This window comes from Pseudorhodoplanes sinuspersici, from assembly GCF_002119765.1.
GTDB lineage: Bacteria > Pseudomonadota > Alphaproteobacteria > Rhizobiales > Xanthobacteraceae > Pseudorhodoplanes > Pseudorhodoplanes sinuspersici.
The window spans coordinates 195523-221470 of record NZ_CP021112.1; the positions used below are offsets into that span (position 1 = coordinate 195523).

Annotated in this window: 24 protein-coding genes; 16 read left to right on the forward strand and 8 right to left on the reverse strand. The window is 59.9% G+C overall.

The window, feature by feature from the left end:
• Positions 1–4 precede the first annotated feature (4 nt).
• The 4 genes from CAK95_RS00925 to CAK95_RS00940 all read right to left on the reverse strand — a co-directional run bounded on the left by CAK95_RS00925 (position 5) and on the right by CAK95_RS00940 (position 5839).
• Positions 5–1639 (reverse strand): amidohydrolase, encoded by a 1635-nt coding sequence (locus tag CAK95_RS00925; protein WP_086086121.1) that lies wholly within the window; start codon positions 1637–1639, stop codon positions 5–7.
• Positions 1640–1723: 84 nt separating this feature from the next.
• A complete protein-coding gene (locus tag CAK95_RS00930) occupies positions 1724–2902 on the reverse strand; it encodes an ABC transporter substrate-binding protein (RefSeq protein ID WP_086086122.1) in 1179 nt (392 codons plus the stop codon).
• 102 nt (positions 2903–3004) lie between these two features.
• Entirely contained in the window at positions 3005–4441 is a 1437-nt protein-coding gene (locus CAK95_RS00935) for a glutamine synthetase family protein (RefSeq protein ID WP_086086123.1), read from the reverse strand.
• 30 nt (positions 4442–4471) lie between these two features.
• Positions 4472–5839: an aromatic ring-hydroxylating dioxygenase subunit alpha gene (locus CAK95_RS00940; protein ID WP_086086124.1), complete on the reverse strand. Its 1368-nt coding sequence runs from the start codon at positions 5837–5839 to the stop codon at positions 4472–4474.
• 291 nt (positions 5840–6130) lie between these two features.
• Between CAK95_RS00940 and CAK95_RS00945 the strand changes: the two genes are divergently transcribed.
• The 4 genes from CAK95_RS00945 (at position 6131) to CAK95_RS00960 (ending at position 9574) form a co-directional block, all read left to right on the forward strand.
• Positions 6131–7402 (forward strand): NAD(P)/FAD-dependent oxidoreductase, encoded by a 1272-nt coding sequence (locus CAK95_RS00945; protein ID WP_086086125.1) that lies wholly within the window; start codon positions 6131–6133, stop codon positions 7400–7402.
• Positions 7374–8162, forward strand: a complete 789-nt coding sequence (locus CAK95_RS00950; protein ID WP_086086126.1) for an IclR family transcriptional regulator domain-containing protein — start codon at positions 7374–7376, stop codon at positions 8160–8162. Before CAK95_RS00945 ends, CAK95_RS00950 begins: the two co-directional genes overlap by 29 nt.
• A gap of 36 nt (positions 8163–8198) precedes the next feature.
• Positions 8199–8546 carry a 5-carboxymethyl-2-hydroxymuconate Delta-isomerase gene (locus CAK95_RS00955; protein ID WP_086086127.1) on the forward strand — a complete coding sequence of 116 codons (348 nt, stop codon included), beginning with the start codon at positions 8199–8201 and terminating at the stop codon, positions 8544–8546.
• A gap of 287 nt (positions 8547–8833) precedes the next feature.
• Positions 8834–9574: an SPFH domain-containing protein gene (locus tag CAK95_RS00960; protein ID WP_086086128.1), complete on the forward strand. Its 741-nt coding sequence runs from the start codon at positions 8834–8836 to the stop codon at positions 9572–9574.
• Between the two features lie 503 nt (positions 9575–10077).
• On the opposite strand, the gene CAK95_RS00965 is transcribed toward CAK95_RS00960, so the two are convergent.
• Both CAK95_RS00965 and CAK95_RS00970 read right to left on the reverse strand, forming a co-directional pair.
• A complete protein-coding gene (locus tag CAK95_RS00965; protein ID WP_086086129.1) occupies positions 10078–11019 on the reverse strand; it encodes a MurR/RpiR family transcriptional regulator in 942 nt (313 codons plus the stop codon).
• A complete protein-coding gene (locus CAK95_RS00970) occupies positions 11016–11777 on the reverse strand; it encodes an HAD-IIA family hydrolase (RefSeq protein ID WP_183044330.1) in 762 nt (253 codons plus the stop codon). The genes CAK95_RS00965 and CAK95_RS00970 overlap by 4 nt, the downstream gene beginning before the upstream one ends.
• A gap of 147 nt (positions 11778–11924) precedes the next feature.
• Here CAK95_RS00970 and CAK95_RS00975 point away from each other — a divergent pair, with 147 nt between their 5' ends.
• The 5 genes from CAK95_RS00975 (at position 11925) to CAK95_RS00995 (ending at position 17005) form a co-directional block, all read left to right on the forward strand.
• Positions 11925–13076: an ABC transporter ATP-binding protein gene (locus CAK95_RS00975; RefSeq protein WP_086086131.1), complete on the forward strand. Its 1152-nt coding sequence runs from the start codon at positions 11925–11927 to the stop codon at positions 13074–13076.
• Entirely contained in the window at positions 13073–14002 is a 930-nt protein-coding gene (locus CAK95_RS00980; RefSeq protein WP_086086132.1) for a carbohydrate ABC transporter permease, read from the forward strand. Before CAK95_RS00975 ends, CAK95_RS00980 begins: the two co-directional genes overlap by 4 nt.
• Before the next feature lie 5 nt (positions 14003–14007).
• A complete protein-coding gene (locus CAK95_RS00985; RefSeq protein WP_183044329.1) occupies positions 14008–14826 on the forward strand; it encodes a carbohydrate ABC transporter permease in 819 nt (272 codons plus the stop codon).
• A gap of 39 nt (positions 14827–14865) precedes the next feature.
• Positions 14866–16122 (forward strand): ABC transporter substrate-binding protein, encoded by a 1257-nt coding sequence (locus tag CAK95_RS00990; RefSeq protein WP_086086134.1) that lies wholly within the window; start codon positions 14866–14868, stop codon positions 16120–16122.
• Positions 16123–16198: 76 nt separating this feature from the next.
• Entirely contained in the window at positions 16199–17005 is an 807-nt protein-coding gene (locus tag CAK95_RS00995; protein WP_086086135.1) for a phosphodiesterase, read from the forward strand.
• Between the two features lie 702 nt (positions 17006–17707).
• Here CAK95_RS00995 and CAK95_RS28950 read toward each other — a convergent pair.
• Positions 17708–17881: a hypothetical protein gene (locus tag CAK95_RS28950; protein ID WP_198343784.1), complete on the reverse strand. Its 174-nt coding sequence runs from the start codon at positions 17879–17881 to the stop codon at positions 17708–17710.
• Positions 17882–17992: 111 nt separating this feature from the next.
• On the opposite strand from CAK95_RS28950, the gene CAK95_RS01000 reads away from it, so the two are divergent.
• The gene (locus tag CAK95_RS01000; RefSeq protein WP_086086136.1) at positions 17993–19687 is read left to right on the forward strand and encodes an AMP-binding protein; all 1695 of its coding nucleotides are present in this window, start codon (positions 17993–17995) and stop codon (positions 19685–19687) included.
• Complete coding sequence (locus CAK95_RS01005) at positions 19684–20841, forward strand: FAD-dependent monooxygenase (protein WP_086086137.1); 1158 nt, start codon at positions 19684–19686, stop codon at positions 20839–20841. The genes CAK95_RS01000 and CAK95_RS01005 overlap by 4 nt, the downstream gene beginning before the upstream one ends.
• 21 nt (positions 20842–20862) lie before the next feature.
• Here CAK95_RS01005 and CAK95_RS01010 read toward each other — a convergent pair whose 3' ends face one another.
• Entirely contained in the window at positions 20863–21318 is a 456-nt protein-coding gene (locus tag CAK95_RS01010) for an acyl-CoA thioesterase (RefSeq protein WP_086086138.1), read from the reverse strand.
• Positions 21319–21452: 134 nt separating this feature from the next.
• Here CAK95_RS01010 and CAK95_RS01015 point away from each other — a divergent pair, with 134 nt between their 5' ends.
• The 5 genes from CAK95_RS01015 to CAK95_RS01035 are packed head-to-tail and all read left to right on the forward strand — an operon-like array spanning position 21453 to position 25933.
• A complete protein-coding gene (locus CAK95_RS01015; protein WP_086086139.1) occupies positions 21453–22625 on the forward strand; it encodes an ABC transporter substrate-binding protein in 1173 nt (390 codons plus the stop codon).
• A 30-nt stretch (positions 22626–22655) separates the two neighbouring features.
• Positions 22656–23549 (forward strand): branched-chain amino acid ABC transporter permease, encoded by an 894-nt coding sequence (locus CAK95_RS01020; RefSeq protein WP_086086140.1) that lies wholly within the window; start codon positions 22656–22658, stop codon positions 23547–23549.
• Positions 23546–24484 (forward strand): branched-chain amino acid ABC transporter permease, encoded by a 939-nt coding sequence (locus CAK95_RS01025; RefSeq protein ID WP_086086141.1) that lies wholly within the window; start codon positions 23546–23548, stop codon positions 24482–24484. The genes CAK95_RS01020 and CAK95_RS01025 overlap by 4 nt, the downstream gene beginning before the upstream one ends.
• On the forward strand, positions 24481–25236 hold the full coding sequence (locus tag CAK95_RS01030; RefSeq protein ID WP_245303577.1) for an ABC transporter ATP-binding protein: 756 nt from the start codon (positions 24481–24483) through the stop codon (positions 25234–25236). The genes CAK95_RS01025 and CAK95_RS01030 overlap by 4 nt, the downstream gene beginning before the upstream one ends.
• The gene (locus tag CAK95_RS01035; protein ID WP_086091118.1) at positions 25229–25933 is read left to right on the forward strand and encodes an ABC transporter ATP-binding protein; all 705 of its coding nucleotides are present in this window, start codon (positions 25229–25231) and stop codon (positions 25931–25933) included. Before CAK95_RS01030 ends, CAK95_RS01035 begins: the two co-directional genes overlap by 8 nt.
• The last annotated feature ends 15 nt before the right edge of the window (positions 25934–25948 follow it).

Below are 25948 nucleotides of genomic sequence, written 5' to 3' on the forward strand. Positions count from 1 at the left end.
GATCCTATTGCGAACGCATGGCGGAACGCCAAGGCTTTCGTCGCGGCAATACGTCGTGAACGACCTCACCGCGCACCATGGTCAGCAGCACCTGCGTCTGCTTCACCGCACGAGCATCGGCTGCGAAGGGATCGCGATCGAGCACGATCAGGTCGGCAGCCATGCCGGTCGCCAATGTGCCGCGCCAGCCTTCCTGCTTCATCGCGACGGCGCCGCCAGCGGTGTAGCTGTGAATGGCTTCGCGGACAGATACTGCTTCACCCTGCCCGATCGGCGCACCGCTGTCCGAACCCCGGTTGACGGCATCGCCAATTCCATCCCATGGCGACCATGATCCAGTTGGCGCGTCCGAACTGGCGATATAAGCGACACCGGCATCGATGACCGAGCGACCGGGATAGAAAATATCGGCGCGCGGTCCAAAGGCGCTCACAATCGAGCGCCGCATACGCGTAAGGAAGCTTGGCTGTGTTACCACAAGCGCGCCGAGCGCCTTCATGCGTTCCAGGCCACCTTTGGGCGGCACGAAATAATGCTCGATGCGATGACGGGTCTCACTTCTCGGTTGTGCGGCCTGCGCCTTTTCATAGGCCTCAATGATGCAGTTAATGGCGCGATCGCCCGTGCAATGCACCGCGACCTGCCAGCCATCGGCATGGGCGTCGCAAATCACACGCTGCAGTTCAGCCTCGTCGCGCATGAACATGCCGCGGGACGGCATATCGGCGAAATCTTCGCTCACGGCCGAGGTGCGCGCACCGACGATGCCATCGGCGAAGTATTTTAGTGTCATCGACTGCCAATTGGCGTCGCGGTAAGGTTTCAAACCCTTGGCGGCCGCCTCCGACGGATCGAGCTGGTTCATGAAACCCAGCCGCATCGGCAAGACATCGCCTCGAGCACGCATATAGTTCCAGATGGAAAACTCAGCGTCGAAACCGATTGTAAAGCCCACGGCAGCCTCCACTGCCGCGACGAGGCCCAATCTAGCACTGTCGGCAATGGTCGCGCGCAATGCGGCGATCAGCTCCGATCGGTCCAACGGCGGGGCCGCGCGAAACACCCATTCGGCTGCGCTTTCCACGGCGCTGCCGTCAAGCCGGCCGTCGGCGGCACGGCCAAACGTCCCGCCTTCGGGATCGGCGATCGTTTCCGTTATCCCCAGAGCGCGCAACGCGGCGCTATTGACGACAGCGACATGGCCGCAGAAGCGGCGGATCATGACAGGATGTTGCGGTACGGCCGCATCGATCTCGGCGCGGGTCGGCAAGCGAAGCTCGGCAAGACCGTTCTCATCGAGACCGGCCGCATAGACCCACTTGTCTGCAGCAATCTTTTCTGAGCGCGCAACGAGCAGCTCAAGTACATCAGGAATAGAGGTGACTTCGCGTGGCGTGACAGGCACCTGCAAGCGCGCATACGCAATCGCAAACAAATGGATATGCGCATCGGTCAGGCCCGGAATGACTGCGGCACCGTCAAGATCAATCGTCTCGTCGCTAACGGGCGCTTCCTGCTCCGCTCCGCTCCAGACGACTTTGCCATCACTGACAACGATACTGTCCGCGGGAGTTTCATCCCACGCCGACCGGTAAATCCGGCCATTGGTCAGTTGAAGAGTACGCGCACGCTGAGCCATGTCGAAATAATGCGAGACTTTATCTCGGCAACCGGGGCGCGCGCGGCCGATACCGCACGCGCCCCGCAACAATGAGGACGTTCGTTATTGCTTGGTCAGCGCCCAGTCCGGCTGATCCGCGAACACCACTCCGGTTTCCTTGTTAATCAACTTACCGTCGACCTTCTCAACCGTGCGCAGGTAAACGTTCTGGCGAATGTGGCGGGTTGCCGGATCAATCGACACCGGTCCGCGCGGGCTCGTCCATTTCATACCTTTCACCGCATCGACCGCTTTCTGCGGGTCGCGCTGTCCATTGGTCGCTTCAATCATTTTGTAGATGACGCGCGCACCGTCGTAAGCTGCGATACCCGTCATGCCAACATCATCGGGACCTGCGCCAGCTTTGGCCATCGCCTCGAGGAAAGACTTATTTTCCGGGGACTGATGCGACACCGCGTAGTGATAGGTCGATAGCACACCGAGGCTGGAATCGCCGATGCTCGGCAGGTCGATCTCCGTGACAATATCACCGGTCGACATCAGCTTTACGCCATCCGCCTTCAGGCCGTTATCAATATAGGCCTTGAAGAAACCGAAGGTCGGGGGACCGGACGGCAGAAAGCAGAAGATGGTGTCAGCACCCGAAGCCTTGATGCGCTGCATGATGGGGCTGAAGTCGGTGGTGTTGAGCGGAATGCGAATGGCCTCGACGACGGCGCCGCCGTCTGCTTCGAAGGTTTTCTTGAATGCGGCTTCAGCATCAATGCCCGGACCGTAGTCGCTGACCGCAATCGCCGCCTTCTTCGCACCGTTCTTGATCGCTGTCTTCGCGGCCGGCACGGTGTTCTGCCACATCGTGAACGAGGTCCGGACGATATAAGGGCTCTTTTCGACGATCGACGATGTCGCAGCATTCATCACGACGAGCGGGGTCTTGGATTCCTCAAGCAGCGGTGCAATCGCCATAGCATTCGGCGTAAAATAGATACCGGCGAGATACTGAACCTTTTCCTTTATCAGCAGCTCCTGCGCCAACGCCTTGGACTTGGCAGGGTTTGGACCCTCCTCATCCTTGTAGATGAACTCGACGGTATGGTTGCCTACTTTGTTGCCATTCTGCGCAACCCAGGCGTCAATGCCCATCCTGAAGTTCTTGCCGAATAGCGCATATGGGCCCGAGAAAGTGCCGATGACCCCAACCTTGATGACGTCGGCGGATACCGTGCCGACCATGAGGCCGAAGATGGCGAGTGTCAGGATCGATCGAGTGCCTTTATTCATTGCAGTGGTTCCCATTACAAAACGTGGAAAGCGATTGGCAAATCTATATTCAATAAACGTGCCGACTTGGGAGCGCAGGCGTCACAATAGACCGATTGGTATTCAGAACATTTCGAAATACTCCCGCTGTTCCCAGTCGGAAACCTCCGCCTGGAAACGATCGATCTCGGCATTCTTGATGTGGGTGTAATAGTCGACCATCGTTGCACCCATCCTCTCACGGAAGAACGGATCCTCCTTAAGCGCGAAGGTCGCTTCCCGCAGCGATTTGGGCAAGAGATCAGCATGGGTTTCGTACGGCGTGTCCGCTGACGGTCCAGGGTCGAGATTGCGATCGACACCGTCGAGACCGGACAAGATTTGCGACGACATATAGAGATAGGGATTGGCCGCGGGCTCGCCGACACGATTCTCGATGCGTGTTGCGCGGTCACCGGCACCGCCGAGCACGCGCAGCATCGCGCCCCGATTGTCGCGACCCCAGATCGCACGATCAGGTGCCAGCGAGTAGGAGCGATAGCGCTTGTAGCCGTTGATGGTCGGCGTCGTGAAGACAGTCGCCGCGCGCGCATGCACCAAAAGCCCCGCGAGATAACCTTGACCAAACGGCGACAGCAGCTGCGTGTCGTCGCTGGGCATGAAGGCATTCACGCCGGTCGCCCGCGACACAATCGACTGGTGCAGATGCCAACCCGATGACACCACATTCGGGATTTTCGGCCGGCACATGAAGGTGGCGTGATAGCCGTGGCGATGGGCGATCTGTTTCACGGCGCTGCGGAACAGTACCATGCTGTCGGCCGGCGTCAGGCCCACTGTCGGCGCGAAGGTGAATTCGCACTGGCTGGGACCATATTCGATTTCGACAGATCGTAACGGCAGCCCAAGCGCAATGACGTCGCGCCGGATGATTTCGAGCACCGGCTCCATCTGGTCGTAGCGCTGTTCGGTAAGATAATTGTAGCCGTGCGACAAAAGACTGACGTCCGGCGGGTTACCGGGCTGGCCCGCATCCTCCGGATTCATGCGGCTGTTCTCAACGTTGAAAATATGAAATTCAACTTCGAGACCAGCAACGAAATCGTAACCGCGCTCGCCAAGCTCGCCGAGCACCTTCTTGTAGAGATTGCGCGTTGCAAAGGATACGGGGCGACCGTCGGCGAAATGCACATCGCACAGAACCCACCCGGTTTCAGGCGACCAGGGCAGAACGCGAAATGTGGTGGGATCGGGAATCATCAAGACGTCGGCGGCGCCCTGCATTTCCGGAATTCCAAAGCCGCCGCCGGCGGTGAATACCGGAAATACCGTCTTGTGCGACGTGTCCTTGGCGAACATCGTCGTGGTAATCGTGCAGCCACTTTCGAGACACCGCAGCGCCTCGCTGGCGACCAGCGTCTTGCCGCGCAGAATGCCGTGCTGATCCGGAAACGACAGCCGGATCACCTCAAGCTTTTGCTCTTCCACCACGCGGCGCAACCGGGTGGCTGCTTCCTTCTGCTCCGCGGACCACAGACCGTGACGCTCAACGAAACTCAACGCATTCTCCCGCGGCTGTTCTGATCGAAATCACTCTGCCGCAGTTAGGTGGACGACGTTGGACCCGGGCTCGGTCTGATCGGCAGGCACCGCTGCCATCCACGGCGCACCGCGACGACGGGCGACATCGACTTCCATCCAATACGTTTCCCAGCCTTTGGTCGGTCCGATGCCGTCCATGGTGCCGGGGCCCTGAATGCTGCGCGCGGTGTCCGCATCAAGGGACATTAACGGCTTCTGGCCACCGCTGACCTTCTCGATTTCCCGACGCAACAGCTTGCGGTAGGCGATGATCGCCTTGTCGCTTGAGCCCAAATGCTCGCGGGTGCGATTTTGAATCCTGCCCATCGATTCCACTGCCCATTGGTCGTGAACATTGATGTCGGCACCCATGCCGGTATAGGTCTCGCTCTGCTGCTCGTGTGGATTGAAACCGTAATCGTTGGTCTTGTTCCTTCGCGATGTATAGTGGGGCAGCTCATAAAGCTCGAGGCGCTGCTCACGCATCTTTTTCTTGTCGACCGGCTGAGTGTAGCTGGTGAAGATCGCGTACCAGTAGCAATTCTCGTCATCCACCGGCACGTGCCACTGGGTGATTGTCATTTCCGTGCTCATCGGAATCACGAAGCCATGCGGGAATAGCTGATTGGTTACCCGCACATGGGTGCGCTCCTCATCGATCTCGCGCAGCGCAATCAGACGCAGACCATATTCGGTCGCTTCCACATTGATGATGGGGCGATCATATTCACGCAGGATCTTGGTCATCGGCAGTTCAGTGCCGGCGGACGCGCCGCGGAACTGCTTTCCATAGGAAGCCTTAACGTCCTCGTCCTCAAAGAAGCGGTGCAGAAACGAGGCGTGAGCGGGATCGATGCCGACTTCCAGCGCCTGCAGCCAGTTGCATTCGAACAGGCCCTTGAACGCAAACGTGTACTGACCCGGCGCTGCGAAGCAGTCGATTTCCGGAAATGCTGGTGGCTCGCCTTCACCGAGATAAGCCCACAGGATGCCGCCTTTCTCGACCACGGGAAACGCACGCTGTTTGATGCCGGCACAGAGCTTGGAGCTCTTCGGCTCGGCCGGTGTCTCCATGCACTTGCCCTCGACATCGAACAGCCAACCATGAAATGCGCAGCGCAGGCCCCCGCCTTCGAGGCGGCCGAACGCCAGATCGGCGCCGCGATGCGGGCAATCGCGGTCGAGCAAGCCGTAGCGACCCTCCTCGTCGCGAAACAGGACAAAATCCTCACCGAGCAGACGGACCGGCTTGATCGGCCGCTCGCCGGCGAGTTCGTCCACCAGCGCCGCTGGCTGCCAATACATCCGCATCAGTTTGCCCGCGGGCGCCTTCGGCCCGACCCGCGTGATCAGGTCATTTTGCTCTTGGCTCATCATGGTGAGGGCCCTCGAAATGAATGGTGCGCCCAGCCTGCAGCCGGAAGCATGCAAGTCGGATTGTTCGTCTATTGAACTTATGTGCGATTTTATAGCTGGATAGATTCTAAGCAAGCAGATTGTTTTGGCAGCCTCGGCGTGTTTTCTGAGCACCCCACACCACAGGCCTCATTTCCGCTCGGCATTTGCTTGCGCATAGTGAACAGTTGTTCGATATACGCTGGATCGTAAGGAGCTTGCCGTGCCTCGAACCCTCTTCCTCTTCACTGTCTGTATGCCGGGACGTCTGCCGTGAGCGGGCTGCTGATTATTGGCGCGTCCTATGCCGGCGTTCAGTCGGCAATCAGCGCGCGCGAGGCCGGCTACCAGGCCCCAATCCGTATCGTCGCCGATGAGGCCGACCTGCCCTATCAACGGCCGCCACTGTCGAAGGGCTTTCTCGCCGGCAGCGTGGCCCATAGCAACCTGATCCTGCGCGGCGCGGATTTCTTCGCCGCACAGCAGATCGACATGAAACTTGCTGCGCGCGTCGTGCGGATTGATCGCGATGCCCGCCGTGTCGAACTGCAGGATGGCGAACTCATCAACTATGACACATTGCTAATCGCCACCGGTTCACGGGCGCGCAAGCTCGTCATCCCAGGCCATGACCGCGACGGCATCTGCTATCTGCGCACTCTCGACGACGCGGTCACCCTGAAGAGGCGTCTCGAGGCTGCCAGTTCGGTCATCATCATTGGTGGCGGCTTCATTGGCCTCGAAGTCGCGGCCACGGCGGCGAAGGCGGACAAGGCTGTAACGCTGGTGGAGGCCGGCGCGCGGCTGCTGGAGCGTTCGGTGTCACCTCTTGTCTCGCAATTTCTGCTGGATCTCCATCGCAGCCGCGGCGTGGAGATCCGCTTCAACGAGACCGTCATCGGCATCGAAGACGCCGACGGTGCCGGCCATGCCGTCATTTGCAGCGATGGCCGGCGCGTGCACGGCGACCTCATTATCGTCGGCATCGGCGGCATCGCCAATGACGAACTGGCATCGGCGGCAGGCATCCCCTGCAGCAACGGCGTCGATGTTGACTCATACGGGCGCACCGGCGCGCCGAATATCTTTGCCGCCGGCGACTGCAGCAATCATTTTAACAGTTTTGCCGGACGCCGTGTACGGCTGGAGTCGGTGCAGAATGCCACCGACCAGGGTAAATCAGCCGGCGCAACCATCGCCGGCAAGCCCGAACCCTATGTTAGCGTGCCGCGCTTCTGGTCGGATCAATACGATGCCAAGCTGCAGACCGTCGGTCTTGCGGCGCCTGACGACACCGCTGTCGTGCGCGGCGATATCCATGCGGGACGGTTCTCGGTGTTCTATTACAGGGATCGGAAACTGATGGCGGTGGACAGCATCAACCGGCCGGGCGACCAGATGATCGCGCGCCGGCTGATTGCCGCCGCACGGTCGCCATCGCCGGAACAGGCGGCCGACATGTCATTCGACCTGAAGACAGTGGAGCAGTCCCGTGAAACGCGGGAGGGAATAGAGCATGCCGAAGCTGAAGCGCAGCGATCTTGAGGCGCGTGGCAATACCGACTTCGTCGAAAGCCTTGATCGTGGCCTGCGGGTATTCGAGTTATTCGGCGCCAACCGGCGCCCAATGACATTGAGCGATCTGGCTAATGCCGCCGACTTGCCCCGCGCCACTGCGCGTCGGATCTTGTTCACCTTGGAGCGCGCCGGTTACGTTGCCTGCGATGGCAAACTGTTTACGCTGACACCGCGCGTGCTGGCGCTTGCTGCATCCTACCTTTCTTCCAATCAGGTTGTCGCGGTGCTGCAGCCGGTGCTCGACCGGCTGTCAAGTGACGCCCAGGAGATCAGCTCGCTGGCGATCCTTGACGGCAGTGACGTCATTTTCATTGCCCGCGCCAGTCCAGCGCGGGTGTTTTCGGCCGGCATCGACCTCGGTTACCGGCTGCCGGCTTTCTGCACGTCGGTCGGCCGCGCCATGCTTGGCCAATTTTCCAATGACGACCTCGCGAAGGCGCTCGACGGCATGGCATTGACGGCGCTGACTCCCTTTACAGTCACCGACAAGGACTTGCTGCTGGCGACCATCATGACCGACCGCGAAAAGGGCTATTCGCTGGTCGACCGCGAGGCCGAGCCGGGCTTTCGTTCGATCTCGGTGCCGGTTAGGCGCTATGACGGCACTATTGTCGCCGCGATCAACATGGGTGCACATGTCGACCGTATTTCAACAGGAGAGATGATCGACCGCTTCCTGCCACTGCTGCACCAGGGCGCGGATTCGGTAAGATCCTTGCTGCTGTAAGCGCAGCGAATTTGTTGCCACGATCGGACAATTCAGATGCCGCATATCGTTGTTGAATATTCGAGCGAAGGGCACGCCCGGTTCGACGTCATGGAGCTGATGCAGGCCTTGCATGGCGCGGCAGCCGCCACAGGCGTGATCGAGGCGGCCGATATCAAGATCCGCGCGACGGCCTTTGCCGATTACCTGGTGGCGGGCCGGCGCGACGGGTTCTGCCACGTCTCGCTCTATTTGCTGGAAGGTCGCACCCCGCAGCAGAAAGCGCTGTTGAGCGAAACGCTGCGCGCAACATTGGCCGGATTACTGCCGCAAACGAAAAGCCTCAGCGTCGACATTCGCGACATGGACGCGTTCGCCTACAAGAAGCGGCTTAACGCCTACTAGCGGACGGCGATAGCTCCTCGCCAAATCACGCCTCAAATGCGGAGCGAATGAGTGCAGCGCAGGCCAAGTGTTAGGTATATCGAGGAAATGGCGCGCCGCACCGGGTGATGATAAGAACTATTCCTACTCCATAGCCCTCTCGAGCCCTCCTTTTCCCAAATAGCGAAGGCTTGCCCGGCGCAGCATCTAAGAAGATAATTCTGCCTTCATCGGTCTCACGCGATGTTCTTGCCGAGCGGCTACGCAAGCGTCTCCGCCATGTTACAGTGCCGCGCAACTTTTCGCGCATGCACCCGACTATAGAGACGCTGCTCCGGAAAGATGAAAAGCTACGCCAGGAAGCTGCAAATTCGGCATTTCAATTTTCCTGGAAGCAGCCGAAGTTCGATACTCCTTTTGAGCGTCGTCTCTTACTCCTCAACGGCCTATTCCTCGGATTTGCAAAGGTGGGAGGAAATGGATGGGTACGGGGTCATGACGCGCGGGAGCTCGCCATATACATGGGCGATGCGAGCGTTAGCTTTGAGCTCGACGCCCCCAGCCAGAGCCGGACCAGACGGCACCTCGCGCCCAATGAGGATCGTACGCTATGCCTATGTCTCTCCACCGCGCACAGCGCTCCGCCTGGCATCTCGTTCTCGTGGCGCGACGAGGAAGGACGCACACTCGAGCAGCAACTCACAGAAATCATAATAGGCATGGCAGTTGCGGGCGAGCATCTGCATCGCAAATGGCTCGAACAACAAGCCGCCTGGCGACGAAAGCAAAAGGAAGAGGCGGAGCTCGAAGCGCAACGACGCAAAGCGGATGAAGACAGACGCGAGCGCGAACGTATCGCCGCCTTGGAAAAAGCCAAGCGCGACGCCCTACACCGCGACGCGAAAGCTTGGCGAGAAGCCGCCGATATACGGGCGTATGTGGAAGCCGTTCGCCGGGCTGCAGACGCGCCTGATTTGATTGAGAGCTGGGCGAATTGGGCCCTACTGGAGGCGGACAAACTCGACCCATCGCGTCCGGCTGCGCCCTAGCGGTATGAAAGTTGGGCCAGTAGGCGAAAAAAAGACCGACTTAAGCCTGCGCTGAGAATGGTCGATAGAGAGTATCCTCTCGTCCTTGGATGTGAACGAGTCTCTCGCCGTCATCACAGCACTCAAACGCTAACCATGTGTGATTCGAACCCGTCTCTTGTAAGTAATCGCGAAAAAGACCGGAAAAGGATTTTCGGAGGCCAGAGACTAACCGCCGAATAGCGCCAGCTTCCTATGCGTGGTGGACTTGCCAGGACTCGAACCTGTCTCCATCTCATGATGGAACGCGTCGACTGGAAACACGCGAACCTAGAAAGCGACTAAGGCATTTATCAGGAGCTTATCGAGAGTCCTCGGGGGTCGCGGACACGCATCCCCGTTGCGTAGACGTCAAAGACCACGCCGTAAGATGACGTTGACGACGCGACAGCCAGTGAACTGCGCTGCTTGGCTGGTTTTCGACCGGCTGTCAAAATGGAGACCTTGCTATTTAAGCGCGACGGCTAGAAGCGCTTGGTCGACAGCACGTCGAAGGTCTTTGCAATCGTATCGACAGATTTGTCGTAGGTCGCGAGCGCCAGCGAAGCGATCAGCGCATCGACAACTGCAAGCTGCGCGATCCGGCTGGTCATCGCCTCGGTGCGGAACTGCGTCTCCTTTGCCATCGTGTGGAGAACGATATCGGCATGGCTCAGCAGCGGCGCCTTGCCGTAATTGGTGATGCAGATCGTGGTCGCGCCGGCCTGTTTGGCGAGCCGCGTCGCCGTCACGGTTTCGATCGTGCTGCCGGAATGCGAGATGGTGATGGTCGCAACATCGCGCCCGGTCAGCGATGCGCTGATCGCCTGGACATGCGAATCGATCACGACTTTCGTTTCGATACCGATTCGCATCAGTCGGTAATTGGTATCCTCCGCGACCGGCGCCGCGCTGCCGACGCCGTAGACCTCGACCCGCCGTGCCTTGACGATGGCCTTCACCGCCCTCGCCATCTGCGCGGTATCGAGAACTTTGAGCGTATCCTGCAGCGCCTGGATATCGCTGGCGAAGATTTTCTCCAGAACCGCGCGAGTCTCGTCGCCGCGATTCAGGTCCTCATGGATGAACTGAACCGGCTGAACCAGGTCGCGCGCCAAGGCGATCTTGATCTGCTGAAATCCGCGCGCGCCAAGCTGCTGGCACAGCCCAACCACGCTGCCTTCGCTCGATCGCGTCTTCTCGGCGACCTCGGTCACCGACATGTGCACAACGTCGCCGGCATTCGCGAGAATGAAGTCAGCAATGCGCTGCGCTGTTGGCGACAATCTCGCGCGCATCGCAGAAAGGCGTCCAACAACGCCAGTAAGCGCGTCCGCCTGCAATCCATTCGTTTCCGAGGCCCTGTTCGGATTCACCCCTTCCGGACGAACATTTTTTCGCGGCCGGAACGCCGTCGCCTTTTTCATATTGCCGCCTGCATGGCTTGTTGAGGAGTGATCTCACGATAGCCGTCGATATCATCCACTCCCAACATGGCGCCCGGATGAACACGCACGAACCGCAAGCCCATTCGCCGCGCACCGGCACCGTCGGTGTCCGGATTGTCGCCAATCACGACGCCCTGATCGCTGGCGATCCCGAGCAGATCCAGCCCCTTCAGAAACAGCGTCGGCTCCGGCTTACCGATGACGCGATAAGACAGCGGACCGGTGCAGGCCAGCAAGGCCGACAGCAATGCTCCGGTTTCCGGAACGATCTCACCGGCAAGACCGGGATGCGTGTGATCCGGATTCGAGACAATGAGTCTTGCGCCGGCCCGTATCGCGTTGGCGGCCTTTGCAAGTCGCCCATAGGTGAAACGCTGATCACGCGCGAGAACGACGATATCCGGGCGGCCCTCGCTGAGCCGAAGGCCGATGCCGCGCGCATAACGATTCAACGCGACGCTGCCGATCAGCATCACCCGCGCTTCCGGTTCCTCCTTCATGATGCAATCCAGTGTCGTCGTCCCGGCCAATACAATGCGCTCTTCCGGCACCATCAGCTTCGCCGCGCGCAAGCGGCGCGACAATTGCGCAGGCGTATGCTCCGCATCGTTCGAGACGATGACAAAGCGCCGCTCCAATCGTTCGATGAGTTGCACGGCGCCGGGCAGCGCCTTTGCGCCGCTCATCAGCGTGCCATCGAGATCGACCAGATAACCAATTTTTCTATGCGCGCTCATGCCGGCGATTCCAAAGCGTCTCGCATCCTTCGTAATCGTATTCTGAGATATTCTCAACATCATAAACAAAAATATTGAGATAGTTTCATCCAACTGTCACAGAGCGCTGTTTAGGTGTGCGGGCTTGCAAAGGGGAGATCGCGAGCGATGGCTGCCCTCAGCATTCGCCAGGCCCATAAATCATTCGGTCCAACGGCCGCAGTCCACGACTTTTCGCTGGACGTCGGCGATGGCGAATTCGTCACGCTGCTCGGCCCATCCGGCTGCGGCAAGTCGACATTGCTGCGCCTGATCGCGGGCCTTGAGACGCTTTCGTCCGGCGAGATCCTGCTGCAGGAGCGTGCGATCCACGACCTCGCGCCGTCGCAGCGCAATATCGCGATGGTGTTTCAGTCCTACGCGCTTTACCCGCACAAGACCGTCGCCGAAAACATCGCGTTTCCGCTTCTGATGCAGGCGCCGCTGCCGCTCCGTATTCCCGGTTTGCGCCGTCTTGTCCCCGGCTGCGGCGCGCTCGGTCGCCACATGACGGAGAAGGTCGCCAGCGTCGCGCATATGCTGCAGATCGCTCATCTGCTCGCGCGCAAACCGGCGCAGTTGTCCGGCGGCCAGCGCCAGCGCGTTGCCCTCGCCCGCGCCATGGTGCGCGAGCCGCAATTGTTCCTGATGGACGAGCCGCTCTCCAATCTGGATGCGAAATTGCGGACATCGACGCGTGCCGAGATCGTCGACCTGCATCGGCGGCTGGGAGCGACATTTATCTATGTCACGCACGATCAGACCGAAGCGATGACGATGTCCGATCGCATCGTGCTGATGCATGAGGGCCAGATCCAGCAGATCGGAACGCCGCTCGAACTCTACGAGAACCCGAAGAACCTGTTCGTTGCGGAATTCATCGGCCAGCCAAAGATCAACCTGCTGCCGCTGCAATTTGCGGATGGCATGCAGATCCTTGCGGACCAGATCGTCCGCGGCCTTCCCTCCCAGATCGATGGCATGCCGCTGCCTTCGCATAATATCCTTGTCGGGCTACGGCCCGAAGCCTTCACCTTGTGCGACCCGGGCGAGCCCGGAGCCCTGAACGGCAGTATCCATCTCGTCGAGGCACTCGGCAATGAAACGCATGTCCGGCTGATGCTGCGCACGACCGAGATCATTGTTCGCGTGCCCGCAGCCAGCGCTCGTGGCTTGAAAGCCGGCCAGCCGCTCGCCATTCGTCCGAACTGGAACAGCGCGCTGGCCTTCGAAGAGAGCGGTCAGCGCGTCAAGGCCGATGCATTGCGAGCCGCCGCATGACGACGACGAGCACCATAGCCCTCTCGACGTCGAACGCGCAGACGAAGCGCGAGACATCCGTCCCTCTCATCGCGAGCCCGTTCTATCTTGCCCCGGCCTTCATCCTGCTGGCCGTCTTCTTCCTGCTGCCCGCGGCGGCTACCATCGTCATCAGCTTCACCGACTGGTCATTGAGCGGCAAGCCCGTGTCTTTCGTCGGCCTGCAGACCTATCGCGAATTGCTGACCAGCGACGATTTCCAGATATCGCTGCTGAACACCCTGAAGCTCAATCTCTTCGTCATTCCGACATCGTTCATTGTCGCGTTGCTGCTGGCGCTGGCGATCCACAATTCGGCGAAGGCCGCGCCGTTCTGGCAGACCGTCTACTTCCTGCCGGTCACGACCACCCTCGTGGCGATGGCCTTCGTCTGGCAATGGGTGCTGCATCCGGAAATCGGCGTCGTCGCCTGGGTTCTGACGCATCTCGGATTTTCGCCGATCAACTGGCTGAACGACCGCAGTCTCGTTCTTTATACCATCGGCTTCATCAGCCTGTGGCAATTGGTCGGCTATTACACGGTTCTGTTTCTCGCCGGACTCATGGCCATTCCCCGCTCGCTCTATGAGGCAGCGGAAGTCGACGGCGCGCGGCGCAGCTTCGACCGTTTCCTGCATGTAACGTGGCCAATGCTGGGGCCGACGGCTCTGTTCGTCTTCATCATCACCGTCATCAAATCGTTCCAGATTTTCGACGTGGTCCGTGCTCTCACCCGCGGCGGCCCCAACAAGGCCAGCGAAATCATCCTGCACACACTGTATCAGGAAGGCTTTGTGTTCTTCCGCATGGGCCGCGCGGCTGCAATTGCGACCCTGTTCTTCCTGGTGATGCTCGCCCTCACCCTCTGGCAGATGCGGCTGCTCGATCGCCGCGTCCATTACGGGTGACATCGATGCGCCTGCACACGCTTCTTATCAATCTCGCCCTCGCAGCTGGCGCAATCGTAATGCTGCTGCCCTTTGCCTGGATGCTCAGCCTGTCGGTCAAGGACGAGTCCGATATCTTCACCTCCGATCTTCGGTTTTTTCCGACCGACTGGGACTTCGCCAATTATCTGGAAGCCATCACCACCGGACATATCGGCACATTCCTGATCAATGGCGCCATTGTCACGCTGTTCATTCTGGTTCTGCAGATTCTGACGATCGTTCCGGCCGCCTATGTGCTGGCGCGCAAGCAATTCCGCCTGCGGCCGCTCTTGTTCTCGCTGGTGCTAGCGGTACTGCTGATCCCGCCGCAGGTCACCGCCATTCCGGTCTATCTGATGATCGCGAAGGCCGGCCTGATCGACAGCTACGCCGCGCTGATCGTGCCTTTCGCGACCAGCGCCTTCGGCATTTTTCTGCTGCATCAAGGCTTCCGGACACTGCCGCAGGATCTGATCGACGCGGCACGCATGGACGGCGCCGGCGAGTTTTACGCGTTGTGGACGATCCTCGTTCCGCAACTCCTGCCGATGATCGCGGCCTTCGGCGTGTTCTCCGTCGTCGTACACTGGAACGATTTCTTCTGGCCGCTTCTCGTCATCACGCGCATCGAAAACGCCACGCCGCCGCTCGGCATTTCGATCTTTGCCTCCGATGAGGGCGGCAACGATGTCGGCCCAATGATGGCGTCGGCCACGCTCATCGTCATGCCGCTGATGTTCGCATTCCTGATCGCGCGTCGCCGCTTCATCGAAGGCGTCACGCTGTCGGGCATCAAGGGTTGAAAGCCCAACGCCTGTCCCCCACCATTCCGGAGAACTGATATGAATATATTGTCGAAAAGTCTGATCGGCCTGGCCCTGTCGGGCTGCGTCGTCACGCCACTCGCCGCGCAGCCGGTCGAGATCACGCTGGCGCATCCCTATGGCAAGATCTTCCGCCCGATTCACGAACAGATCATAGCGGAATTCAACAAGGTCCATCCCGACGTCAAGGTCGTGATCGAGGCGCCACAGCCCGACTACGAGCAGCTCGTGCAGCGCACGTTGTCCGGCATCTCACAGAAGAATGCGCCGGTCATCTCGTTCCAGGGTGTCAATCAGGTCCGGCAATTCGTCGATGCGAAACAGGCTGTCGATCTCAGCCCATTCGTGAAGGACGATCCGCGCTGGAAGGACAAGGGTTACTATCAGCAAATGATGGCGCTCGGCCGCTTCGGCGATCGGCAGATGGCCATCCCGTTCGCGATCTCAACGCCGATCATGTATTTCAATGCCGACCTGTTCCGCAAAGCCGGACTTGATCCAAACAATCCGCCGAAGACCTGGCCCGAAGTCATCGCCGCGGCGAAGAAGATTCAAAGTACGGTGCCGAATGCCACCGGCCTGTTCTACGACTACCAGATCACCGGCAATTGGGGCTTCCAGGTCCTCGTCTATTCGGAGGGCGGCAGCATGATGTCGGCTGACGAAACCGATGTCGCCTTCGACAAGGAGCCGGGACTACGCGCGGCGAAGCTGCTGCGGTCCTTCGTCGACGAAGGCGTGATGAAGGATTGGAATCGTGCGCAGGGCGAGCAAGCCTTCATCGCCGGCAATGTCGGCTTCTATTTCTCGTCGACGTCATGGCTGAAGGGCGTCGAGGACAAAGCCCGCTTCGATATGCGCACGGCTTTCTATCCGGAAAGCTCCACTGGTCAGCGGCGCCTGCCCTCGGGTGGCAATGCCGCCGTGATCATCACCGACGATCCGAAGAAGGCGAAGGCAGCCTATGAATATGCCATGTTCGCGGCCGGCCCGATCGGCACCGAGATCATGGTGAAGGGTTCGGGCTATATGCCGATGCACGAAGAAGGCACCGCCCGCCTGGCGAAGTTCTATGCCGAGAACCCGAACTTCAAGACCTCGGTCGAGCAGGTGCCTTTCATCTTCACCTGGTATGCATTCCCCGGCCAGAACACGCTGAAGATCATCGATGTCATCAAGGACAATCTCCAGTCGATCGTCTCCAAACAGGCAACGCCGGAAGCAGCATTGAAGAACGCCGCCGATCAGGTGAAGAAGCTCACCCACGGCAGCTGATTTTTTCCGACCCGATGTGACAGCGGGCCGCGCATATAACGGCGCGGCTCGCATTTCATTGAGACAGAGTGCCATCATGAAGTTCATTCACCTGACCGATCTGCATCTGGTGCCGCCCCGTCAAGCACTGTACGGCCTTGATCCGAACGAACGGCTGCAGGCCGCGATCGCCGACATCAACACTCATCAGCCGGATGCGGAGTTTGTCCTGATCACCGGCGACCTCACGCATGATGGCGAACCGGCGGCTTATGAGGCATTGAAAGCCGCGCTCGAACAACTGACGCCGCCGTGTCATCTGCTTCTTGGCAATCATGATATCCGCAGCGCTTTCCGGCAAACTTTTCCAGGCGCGCCGGTCGACAAAAACGGATTTGTTCAGAGCGTGGTTGCGACGTCGGCCGGGGCGCTGGTGCTGCTCGATACACTGGAAGCGGGGACGCATGAGGGTCATCTGTGCGCGGATCGCCTGACGTGGCTGGAGCGAACACTTGCGGCCTTAAGCGGCGAGCCGGTGCTACTCGCGTTGCACCATCCGCCCCTCGCCCTGGCGATCCCCACTATGGACACGCTGGCGCTGAGACAATGCAACGAATTGGCGACGCTGCTCAAACAGCACGGCAACATCCGCCACATGTTTTTCGGCCATGTGCATCGTCCGGTGCACGGGATGTGGCGCAGCATTCCGTTCTCGACATTACGCGGCCTCAACCACCAGGTGGCGATGCATTCCGATATCCAGACAGGCATTCCCGGCAGCCAAGAACCACCGGCCTATGCCGTGGTGTCAATCGGTCAGGACTCGATGGTGATCAATGTCCACGACTTTCTCGACGCGAGCCGCCGTTTCGATCTGTTCGACCGTAACGCCGAACGGGGTTAGGTCGCAGCGACCTGGCGTCGAACGGCATTCTTATTGTCGTGGCGGGCAGCAACCATCTGACGGCCGGAATTACTTGTTGCACCGCCTTTGCTCCAATGCCGCACCGTGAATAATGAGCTCGCCCTTTCAGTGATGGTCAAGCTCGGGATATCCGGATTGAGCGCCGCGCCTGCGAACACGTGACTCAATACCAAGGATAGTCCGCGACGCGCGCGAATGGCCCGCGTGGCCAGTGCCGCCTAGGATTCGAACCTGTCTCCAATTGCATGATCGCAAAAAGCTAGGAAAAGGATTTTTCGAGACCAGAGACTGAGCACCATAAAGCGCCGACACCCGCGTAGCTCATGTTCACAGAGACTCTTCCCGCGCCAGAAATAGACCGCTCACGCGCGAAAATCGGCGAAAATTCGGAAACATATGCAGAGATCGGAATGCGTGGTGGCCCCGGCAGGATTCGAACCTGCAACCAGACCGTTATGAGCGTCGGAGAAAACGCGCTGGCATTGGTTTTCTTGCATTTTCTTGCGGTTCGACCGCGTTCATAGACGTCTATCGTCGCCGTTTCTGAAGCGCAACTGGCGCGGCAAATCTGATCGGCCGTCTGAACGGCGGGATCATAGCTAAGCCCAACTTCGGTTATGAGGCGATTGTGTCTTTTGGGTGCCCTGCCCTCTCGCGTAAGCGCGGAACACAGCACGCCGTTTAATGTATCTGTCCAGACAGCAGCCGCCCGGCGCCTGGGACGAACGGCTCGAGCTTGAGTGCCTCCAGCATCCGAAAGGTCGTGCAGGTCGCAGCCGAAACCACCGGCACGCCGATCTTGTCCTCAACGATCTGATGGGAGTTATTGACATTATAGTCAGTTTTTTGTCTCATTTGTCAAATTGGCAAAGCCTGGCGGCGACAAGCCAGGAGGCGGAAGTGCCGGCGGACCGAAACAGAGTCGTTCCAACGTCTGGCGTCTTCCTCGCTATGGGAGGAACAGCAATGACAAGGCGGTTTGTCATTCCCGGAATTGGCTATCGTTCGGACGAGGAAAAGCAACGCCACCTCGCGAGCGGCGCCTGGCTGCCGACGACCGCCGGTGAATCCCTGCGTGACGCGGCTTCGGCCGTACCTGAGAAGGCCGCGGTCATCGCCGAGGACGGCACCTACACTTTCAGGCAATTGGACACGCTGTCGGAGTCGCTGGCCGCGGGCCTGATCGAAGCCGGGCTGAGACCCGGCGCCCGCGCGATATTTCAGGTTGGCTCGGTCAAGGAGATTTTTGTCGCGCTGTTCGGCTGCTTCAAAGCAGGTATCGTGCCGCTTTGTACACTTCCGCAATATCGCGAGATCGAGATCAAGTCGCTCGGCGAGCGTTCGGGCGCCACCGCCTATTTCGTTCAGGGTGACGTATCCACCAGCTTTGATCAGATCGGATTTGCCCGGTCGATGATGTCCGCGATGCCTGCGATCAAACATCTGATCGTGACCCGCGGAGACGTCGGAGACGGCCTGTCACTGGAGATGCTTGCGAAAAAGCACGACGTGGAGACGGCACGCGACATCGTGCGTCCGCACGCTCCCTTTCCTGATGACGTCATCATGTTCCAGCTTTCCGGCGGCTCGACCGGCCTGCCGAAGATCATCCCACGGTTTCACTCGGAATATCTTGGCTCAGCACTCGCGCTCTCCAATGCCTATCAACTCGACGAGAACGACGTCGGCATGTGGGCGCTGCCGCTGATCCACAACGCCGGCATGCTGTTCACGGTGATCCCGACCACCGTGACGCGCAGGACAAATGTGATCCGCAACAGTTTCGATGTTGAGAAATTCCTCGCCGCGATCGCTAAGCACAAGGTGACCTTCACGGGCAGCATCGGACCGGTCGCGCCGCGCATCATGGAATATCCGCGGATCGGCGATTTTGATTTGTCCTCGCTGCGGCAGTTCTTCACGCTCTCACGTGCCGATGCGCTCGAAGCGCACACCGGTATCGTCTCGGGCAACATGTTCGGCATCACCGAAGGATTGCTGACTGCCTGCGCGCCGACCGCCCCTGAAGAAGCTCGGCACCGCGGCTGTGGCCGGCCGATCGCGCCCGGCGACGAGGTTAAGCTGCTTAAGCCCGGCTCGGAGGAAGAGGTCAAGCTCGGCGAAGTCGGTGAGCTTGCCTTCCGTGGCCCGAACACATTGGTTGGCTATTACAACGATCCGAAAGCGAACGAAGCCTGTTTCACGTCCGACGGATTTTTCCGCACCGGCGATCTGCTGCGCGCCTTCGAGGTGGGCGGGCATATCCACTATGCATTCGAAGGGCGCATCAAAGACAACATCAACCGCGGTGGCGAAAAGATCGGCGCCGAGGAACTGGAAAATCTGATCGCGGCCCATCCCGATGTGCTGGACGCGCGGGTGGTCGCGATGCCGGACAAGATATATGGCGAGAAGGTGTGCGCCTATGTCGTGCCGCGACCGGGACGTTCCGCGCCAAGCGTCAAGACGCTGGGCGCATTCCTGCTCGAAGTGGGACTTGCGAAATACAAGCTGCCGGAGCGGGTCGAAAGCATCTCGGCCTTTCCGGTCACGCGGGTCGGCAAGGTGGACAAGGCCGCGATGCGCGCGGATATCGCAAGAAAGCTTGCAGATGAGGAAGCTGCCCAGGCTTCCATTCTGCCGGAGGCAAAAGAAGCATGAGCCTATCACTCAAGATCGCGATTGTTGGCGGCGGCCCTGGTGGACTGCTCTTCGCCAAGCTGGTGGCTCGGGAGAATCCCGGCTGCCGGATCGACGTGTTCGAGCAGAATCCCGCCGATGCGACTTATGGCTTCGGGATTGTGCTGGCCGATGTCGCCCTCGATTTCCTGAAGGATGTCGACGACGACCTCCACACTGACCTTCTCGCTGCAGCTGAGCGGCAGGACACGATCACGCTGTATCATCACCGCCAAGCAGTGCCGATCCGGGGCAATGTTTTTCTCGGCATTCCGCGCGTGCGCCTCTTGAACATCATGCAGAGCCACGCGACCTCGCAGGGCGTCAACATCGAGTACGCAAAGCGCATCGCATCTCCCGACGCGCTCTCCGGTTACGACCTGATCGTAGGCGCCGATGGTGTCAACAGCGCCATTCGCGATGCGCTCCAGCACGAATTCCAGGCCGTGGTGGAACCGCGCGTCAACAAATGGGCCTGGTACGGCACGCGCCGCCGGTTTGATTCCGTGGAACTGATCTTCGAACAGACACGATACGGCATCTTCATCGCGCACAGCTATCGCTATGCCCCGGACCACGGCACCTTTGTGATCGAGTGCGATCCCGACACATGGAAGCGCGCAGGCCTCGATGCGAAAAGCGACGACGAAAGCCGCCGCTTCTGCGGCGAGATTTTTTCGCGCTATCTGGAGGGCGAAGAACTGATCTCGAACCGCTCGCTCTGGTTCAATCCGAGCTTCGTAACCTCGAAGCGCTGGCATTCCGGCAATGTGGTGCTGATCGGCGATGCGTTGAAGACGGTACATCCCTCCATCGGCTCTGGCACCCGCATGGCCTATGAGGATGCGGTTGCGCTGGCGAAAGCGGTCAATGAGGGAGGCGGCGACGTCGGCGGCAGCCTCGCCGAATTCGAACGCGCGCGCAGACCGACCGCCGACGGATTCCAGGATGCGGCGATGCGATCCATCCTATGGTACGAAACGGCAGAAACGCGCCAGCACATGACGCCGCTGGAATTTGCGTACAGCTACATGATGCGCACCGGCAAGGTGAACCGCGACCGGTTACGCAGGATCGATCCAGATTTCCTCGCCGCCTACGAGGCAGAGATCGCGGGAAAGGAGCTGGCCGGTTAAACTCTGTACCCTCGACCGAGCCTATTGTGTCTGCTGCCGGTATTGCTCGAGCGGTCGACGCAGCGCGTCCGGTATCTCGATCGAACGGCGCTCAGCGCGAGAGACCATGATCGGCGTCACGCGAGCGACAAACAGATCACGGGCGGGATCGATGATACTGCGGCCGGTGACAGCGACATCGAAGGTGCGGCTACGGATGTCGGTCACGAGACAGGTCATGTCGAAGACTTGCTCGACTTCCAGCATGTTGAGGAATTCCAACGAGAGCGCCTTGATGGGGGAATCGAAACCGAGGCGCCTCATGCCCCCGAACATCGGTTCGCCGAGCAGTGAGGAAACGAGCCACTGATAGGCGGACAACGCAAATTCCGAAAAATTCGGCGTATAGACGACGCCCGCCGGATCGCATTCGCCAAACCTCACTCGCCGCCTGACCACAACCGGCAACGTTGAAATCACTTTTTCCGAGAAGTCCAAAACACGCCTCCGCTCGCATCACCATCCGTCGGAATAGTCTGCGGCAACCTGGGCCATCGACAATTCGATTTTTGGACGTTATTGTCAGTTATTCAACGATAACGACAAAACATAAGAACGCAAGGGAGGACGCCATGACATCCAGACTTTCGCTGGTTGCCGGACTGACACTCGCGGCTCTGCTGCCGCTTTCCGCACAGGCCCAAGAACCCGTGCGGCTCGGCTTCCTGTCCTCGATGAGCGGAACGTTCGGCGTGCTGGGCACCGAACAAAAGCGCGGTTTGGACATCGCGCTTGAGCATCTCGGTAACAAGCTCGGCGGGCGGCCGATCAAGCTGATCGAAGTGGACGACAAATCGAGCCCGGTGGAGGCGGCGGACGCTGCCAACAAGCTGGTCGAGCGCGAAAAGATCCAGGTCGTGACCGGCCTCGTGGTCTCCAATTCGATGCTGGCAGCAATTGATCCACTGCTGAAGAACAACGTGTTCGTGATCGGCGCCAATGCGGGACCATCACAGCTCGCCGGTGAGAAGTGTAACCAGAACCTGTTTGTGGTCGCCTTCGCCAACGAACAATGGGGCACCGGCCTTGCCGACTACCTGAACCGGACCGGCGTGAAGCGCATGATGTTCCTCGGCATGGATTATCAGGCCGGCTGGGACCACGCGAAATCCGTGGCGAAGAACTTCAAAGGCGAGAATCTCGGCGAGATCTATACGCCACTCACGCAGATGGATTTCTCCTCGGTGCTGACGCAGGTGCGCGCCGCCAAGCCGGACGCGATCTACGCCTTCTACGTCGGCGGCGCCGCTGTGCCATTCATGAAGCAATGGAAGCAGTCCGGCCTCAGCAAAACCGTCAAACTGTACTCGATGGGCGCAATCGCTGATTCCATGCTGCTGCCGGCCATGGGAGACGCGGCGCTCGGCCTGGAGACCGCCTATAGCTGGAATCCCGAAATGAAGACGCCCGGCAACCAGCGCTTCGTGGAGGATTTCCGCAAGAAACACGGCCGCAATCCGACGCAGTTCGCCATGTTTCAGTACGACGCGATCATGCTGCTGGACGCCGCAGTGAAGGAGGCAGGCCCCGAAGACGCCGACAAATTCCGTGTGGCGCTGAAGAAAGCCAACTTCCAATCGCTCCGCGGCAACTTCAAGTTCAACAACAATAACTTCCCGATCCAGGACATCATCCTGCAGCGGGTCGAAAAGACTTCAGACGGCAAGTTCGACGTCAAGTTTCTCGAGGTGATCAAGAAAGACGTGCAGGACCCTCACCACAGCTCCTGCCCGCTCAAGAGCTGATCCCGCAGCCTCCGCCGGAACCTTGTCGTCATGTCGATTGCCTTCCTCGCAGAGCAATCCTTCAACGCTCTGCAACTGGGACTGATGCTGTTCCTGATGGCGGTCGGCGTGACGCTGGCCTTCGGCACCATGCGCGTGATCAATCTGGCGCATGGTTCCTTCTTCATGCTGGCCGCCTATTTCTACGCCTGGATCATCGCGCAGACCGAAAACGGCGTCGTAGCCTGGATCGGCGCGCTCGCGGGTCTCGCGGTTCTCGCCGTTGTCATTGAGCGGGTGATCATCCGGCCTCTCTATCTCCGCGATCACCTCGAAGAGGTGCTTGCGACTTTCGGACTCATTCTCATCTTCAACGATCTCGTCATGATGATCTGGGGACGCGATCCGGTTTACGTGCCTCTGCCTGATGCCCTGTCCGGCCACATCATGCTGGGCGACATCGCCTATCCGGCCTACCGGCTCGTCATCACGGCGGTTGCCATCATCATCGGCCTCACAATCTGGTATCTGATCGCCCACACCCGCACCGGTGGATTGATCCGAGCCAGCGCCGACAACCGCACTGTGGTTCAAGCGCTCGGCGCCAACGTCGACCGGCTGGGCGCAGGCGTGTTCGCGCTCGTCGCCATCCTGGCCGGCATTGCCGGTATCATGACCGCACCGCTGATCGCCGTAACCTCCGGCATGGGAGACACAGTGCTGATCCAGTCACTGGTCGTCGTCATCATCGGCGGACTCGGATCAATCATTGGCGCGCTCGTGGGCGCTCTGCTCGTGGCCTTTGTCGAGGTCTTCGGTCGCACCTTTCTGCCGCTAGCTTTGGGCAGCACGACCGGCTTCGCGCTTGCCAACATGGCAATCTATCTTCTGATGGCTGCGACGTTGATCTGGCGTCCGTTCGGAATTTTCGGGAGGCCGCGATGATAAAAGTGCCGCTTCCCATACGCATTGGCCTTGTCTGCATCGCGGCAGCTGCAATCGCGGCACTTGCCGCGTTTGGAGATCAAACGACACTGCGCTTTGCAAGCCGCATCGCGATCATGGGGCTTGCTGCCGTGGCCGTCGATATCGTGCTGGGCTATGCCGGTCTTGTGAGCCTCGGACATGCAGCCTTTTTTGGCCTCGGCGCCTATGTGACGGGCGCGCTCGCGTTGAGCGGCCATATGGAAGGTCTGATCGTATGGCCTGTCGCCGTCGGCGCTGCAATGCTTGCGGCGCTTGTTATCGGCGCGCTAGCGCTGCGTACCACCGGCGTCTATTTCATCATGATTACGCTCGCCTTCGCGCAGATGTTCTATTACGGCGCGAATGCGGTCCCCGGCCTCGGCGGTGCTGACGGCTTTCGCCTCCCGTCGCGCTCCACGATCGGCGGGATCCCGCTCGATAATCCGCGCACCTTCTTTCTTCTGTGCGCCTTTGTTCTTGTTGCAGTACTGCTGTTCGCGCGCCGCGCGTCATTCTCTGCATTCGGCTATACGCTGCAAGCGGCGCGTGACGATGCCATACGATCTGCTGCTTCCGGCATCGAAAATTATTGGCTACGCCTTGCAGCCTTCACCATATCTGGCGCAATCGCGGGCCTCGCCGGCGTGCTCTCCGCCAATCTGACGCTTTATATCGCGCCCTCCTCCGTCTTGAGCTGGCACCTGTCTGCCGAATTGCTGGTGATGGTCATTCTCGGCATGGCCGGGACGCTTTACGGCGCCGTGGTTGGCGCCGCCATCTTCCTCGCGCTGGTCGAGGTCATCTCGCACTACACGGACTTCTGGGCGATGTATGTCGGCATCGCGGTGATTGCCCGCGTACTTCTGATCCGGGATGGCCTTCTCGTTACGCTGCGCCGGCTGGTGACAACGTGACCGCACCGCTCCTCACCACACGCGGCGTTTGCAAGCGCCTCGGCGGCCTGCTTGTAAGCGATGACATCTCGATCGACGTCATGCCGGGCGAATTACACGCCATCATCGGGCCGAATGGGGCCGGCAAGACCACACTGCTGAATCAGATCGGGGGTCAGCTCATCGCGAATACCGGCACCATCACGTTCGACGGCACCGACATCACGTCCCTGCCGGTGCAGGATCGAGCCCGGCTCGGCATCGGCCGCACGTTTCAGGTTCCAAAAATCTTTCCCAGCTTCGCCGCCGCGGACAATCCCGCCATCGGTGTTCTCGGCCGCAGGCGCCACACCTTCGGCATGTGGACGCATGTGCACAAACTTGGCGATCTCGGGGCGCAAACGGACGCTGCGCTCGCCGCCGTCGGCATCGCCGAAAAACGCTACGCACAAACCGAACTTCTGTCCCATGGCGACCGGCGGCTGGTTGAGATCGCAACTGCTCTCGCAGGACAGCCGCGCCTGCTGCTGCTCGACGAACCGATGGCCGGACTTGGGCGCGACGAATCCCTGCGGATGTCCACATTGCTCAAGACGCTGAAGGGCGGAGCCGCGATCGTCATGGTCGAGCATGATATGGATGCGGTATTCTCGCTCGCCGACACGGTCACCGTTCTTGCTCATGGCAAGGTCATCGCGTCCGGGCGACCAGCAGATATCCGCAACGATCCGCAGGTGCGCCTCTCCTATCTGGGAGCCGATGACGATGCCTGAGCCGCTGCTTGATGTGAAATCGCTGGCCGGCGGCTACGGCGCGATCGACGTGCTGTTCGACGTCGACCTTCGCATAGAGCAAGGCCAGGTGGTCGCTCTGTGCGGGCGGAACGGCATGGGAAAGACGTCCACCATCCGCGCAATCATGGGTGCATTGACGCATCGCGCCGGCACTATCCATTTCGCAGGGCAAACATTGGTCGGTATGCCCTCTCATCAAATTGCGCGGCTCGGCGTCGGCCTCGTTCCGGAGGGGCGCCAGTTGTTCCAGAGCCTGTCGGTTCGGGAGAATCTCGAGGTTCTTGCGCGCGGTTCGTCCGGCGGCTGGACCATGCAGCGCGCACTCGACCTGTTCCCGCAACTCGGCAAGATGCTGGAGCGGCCGGCCTGGCAAACCTCGGGCGGCGAGCAGCAAATGATCGCGATTTCCCGCGCGCTCATGACCAATCCTAAGCTGCTGATCCTGGACGAGGCGACCGAAGGCCTTGCGCCGCTGGTGCGCCATCAGATCTGGCAGACGCTCCATCGTTTGAAGACGGAAGGTCTAGCCCTGCTCGTTGTCGACAAGAACCTGCGCGCGCTCAGCCGAATCGCAGACTTCTGCTACGTACTGGAACGTGGCCGGACCTCATGGAGAGGCACCGGAGAACAGCTTGCGGCCGAACGGGAAAACGTCGAACGTATGCTGACCGTTTGATCGGAAAAGTCGATA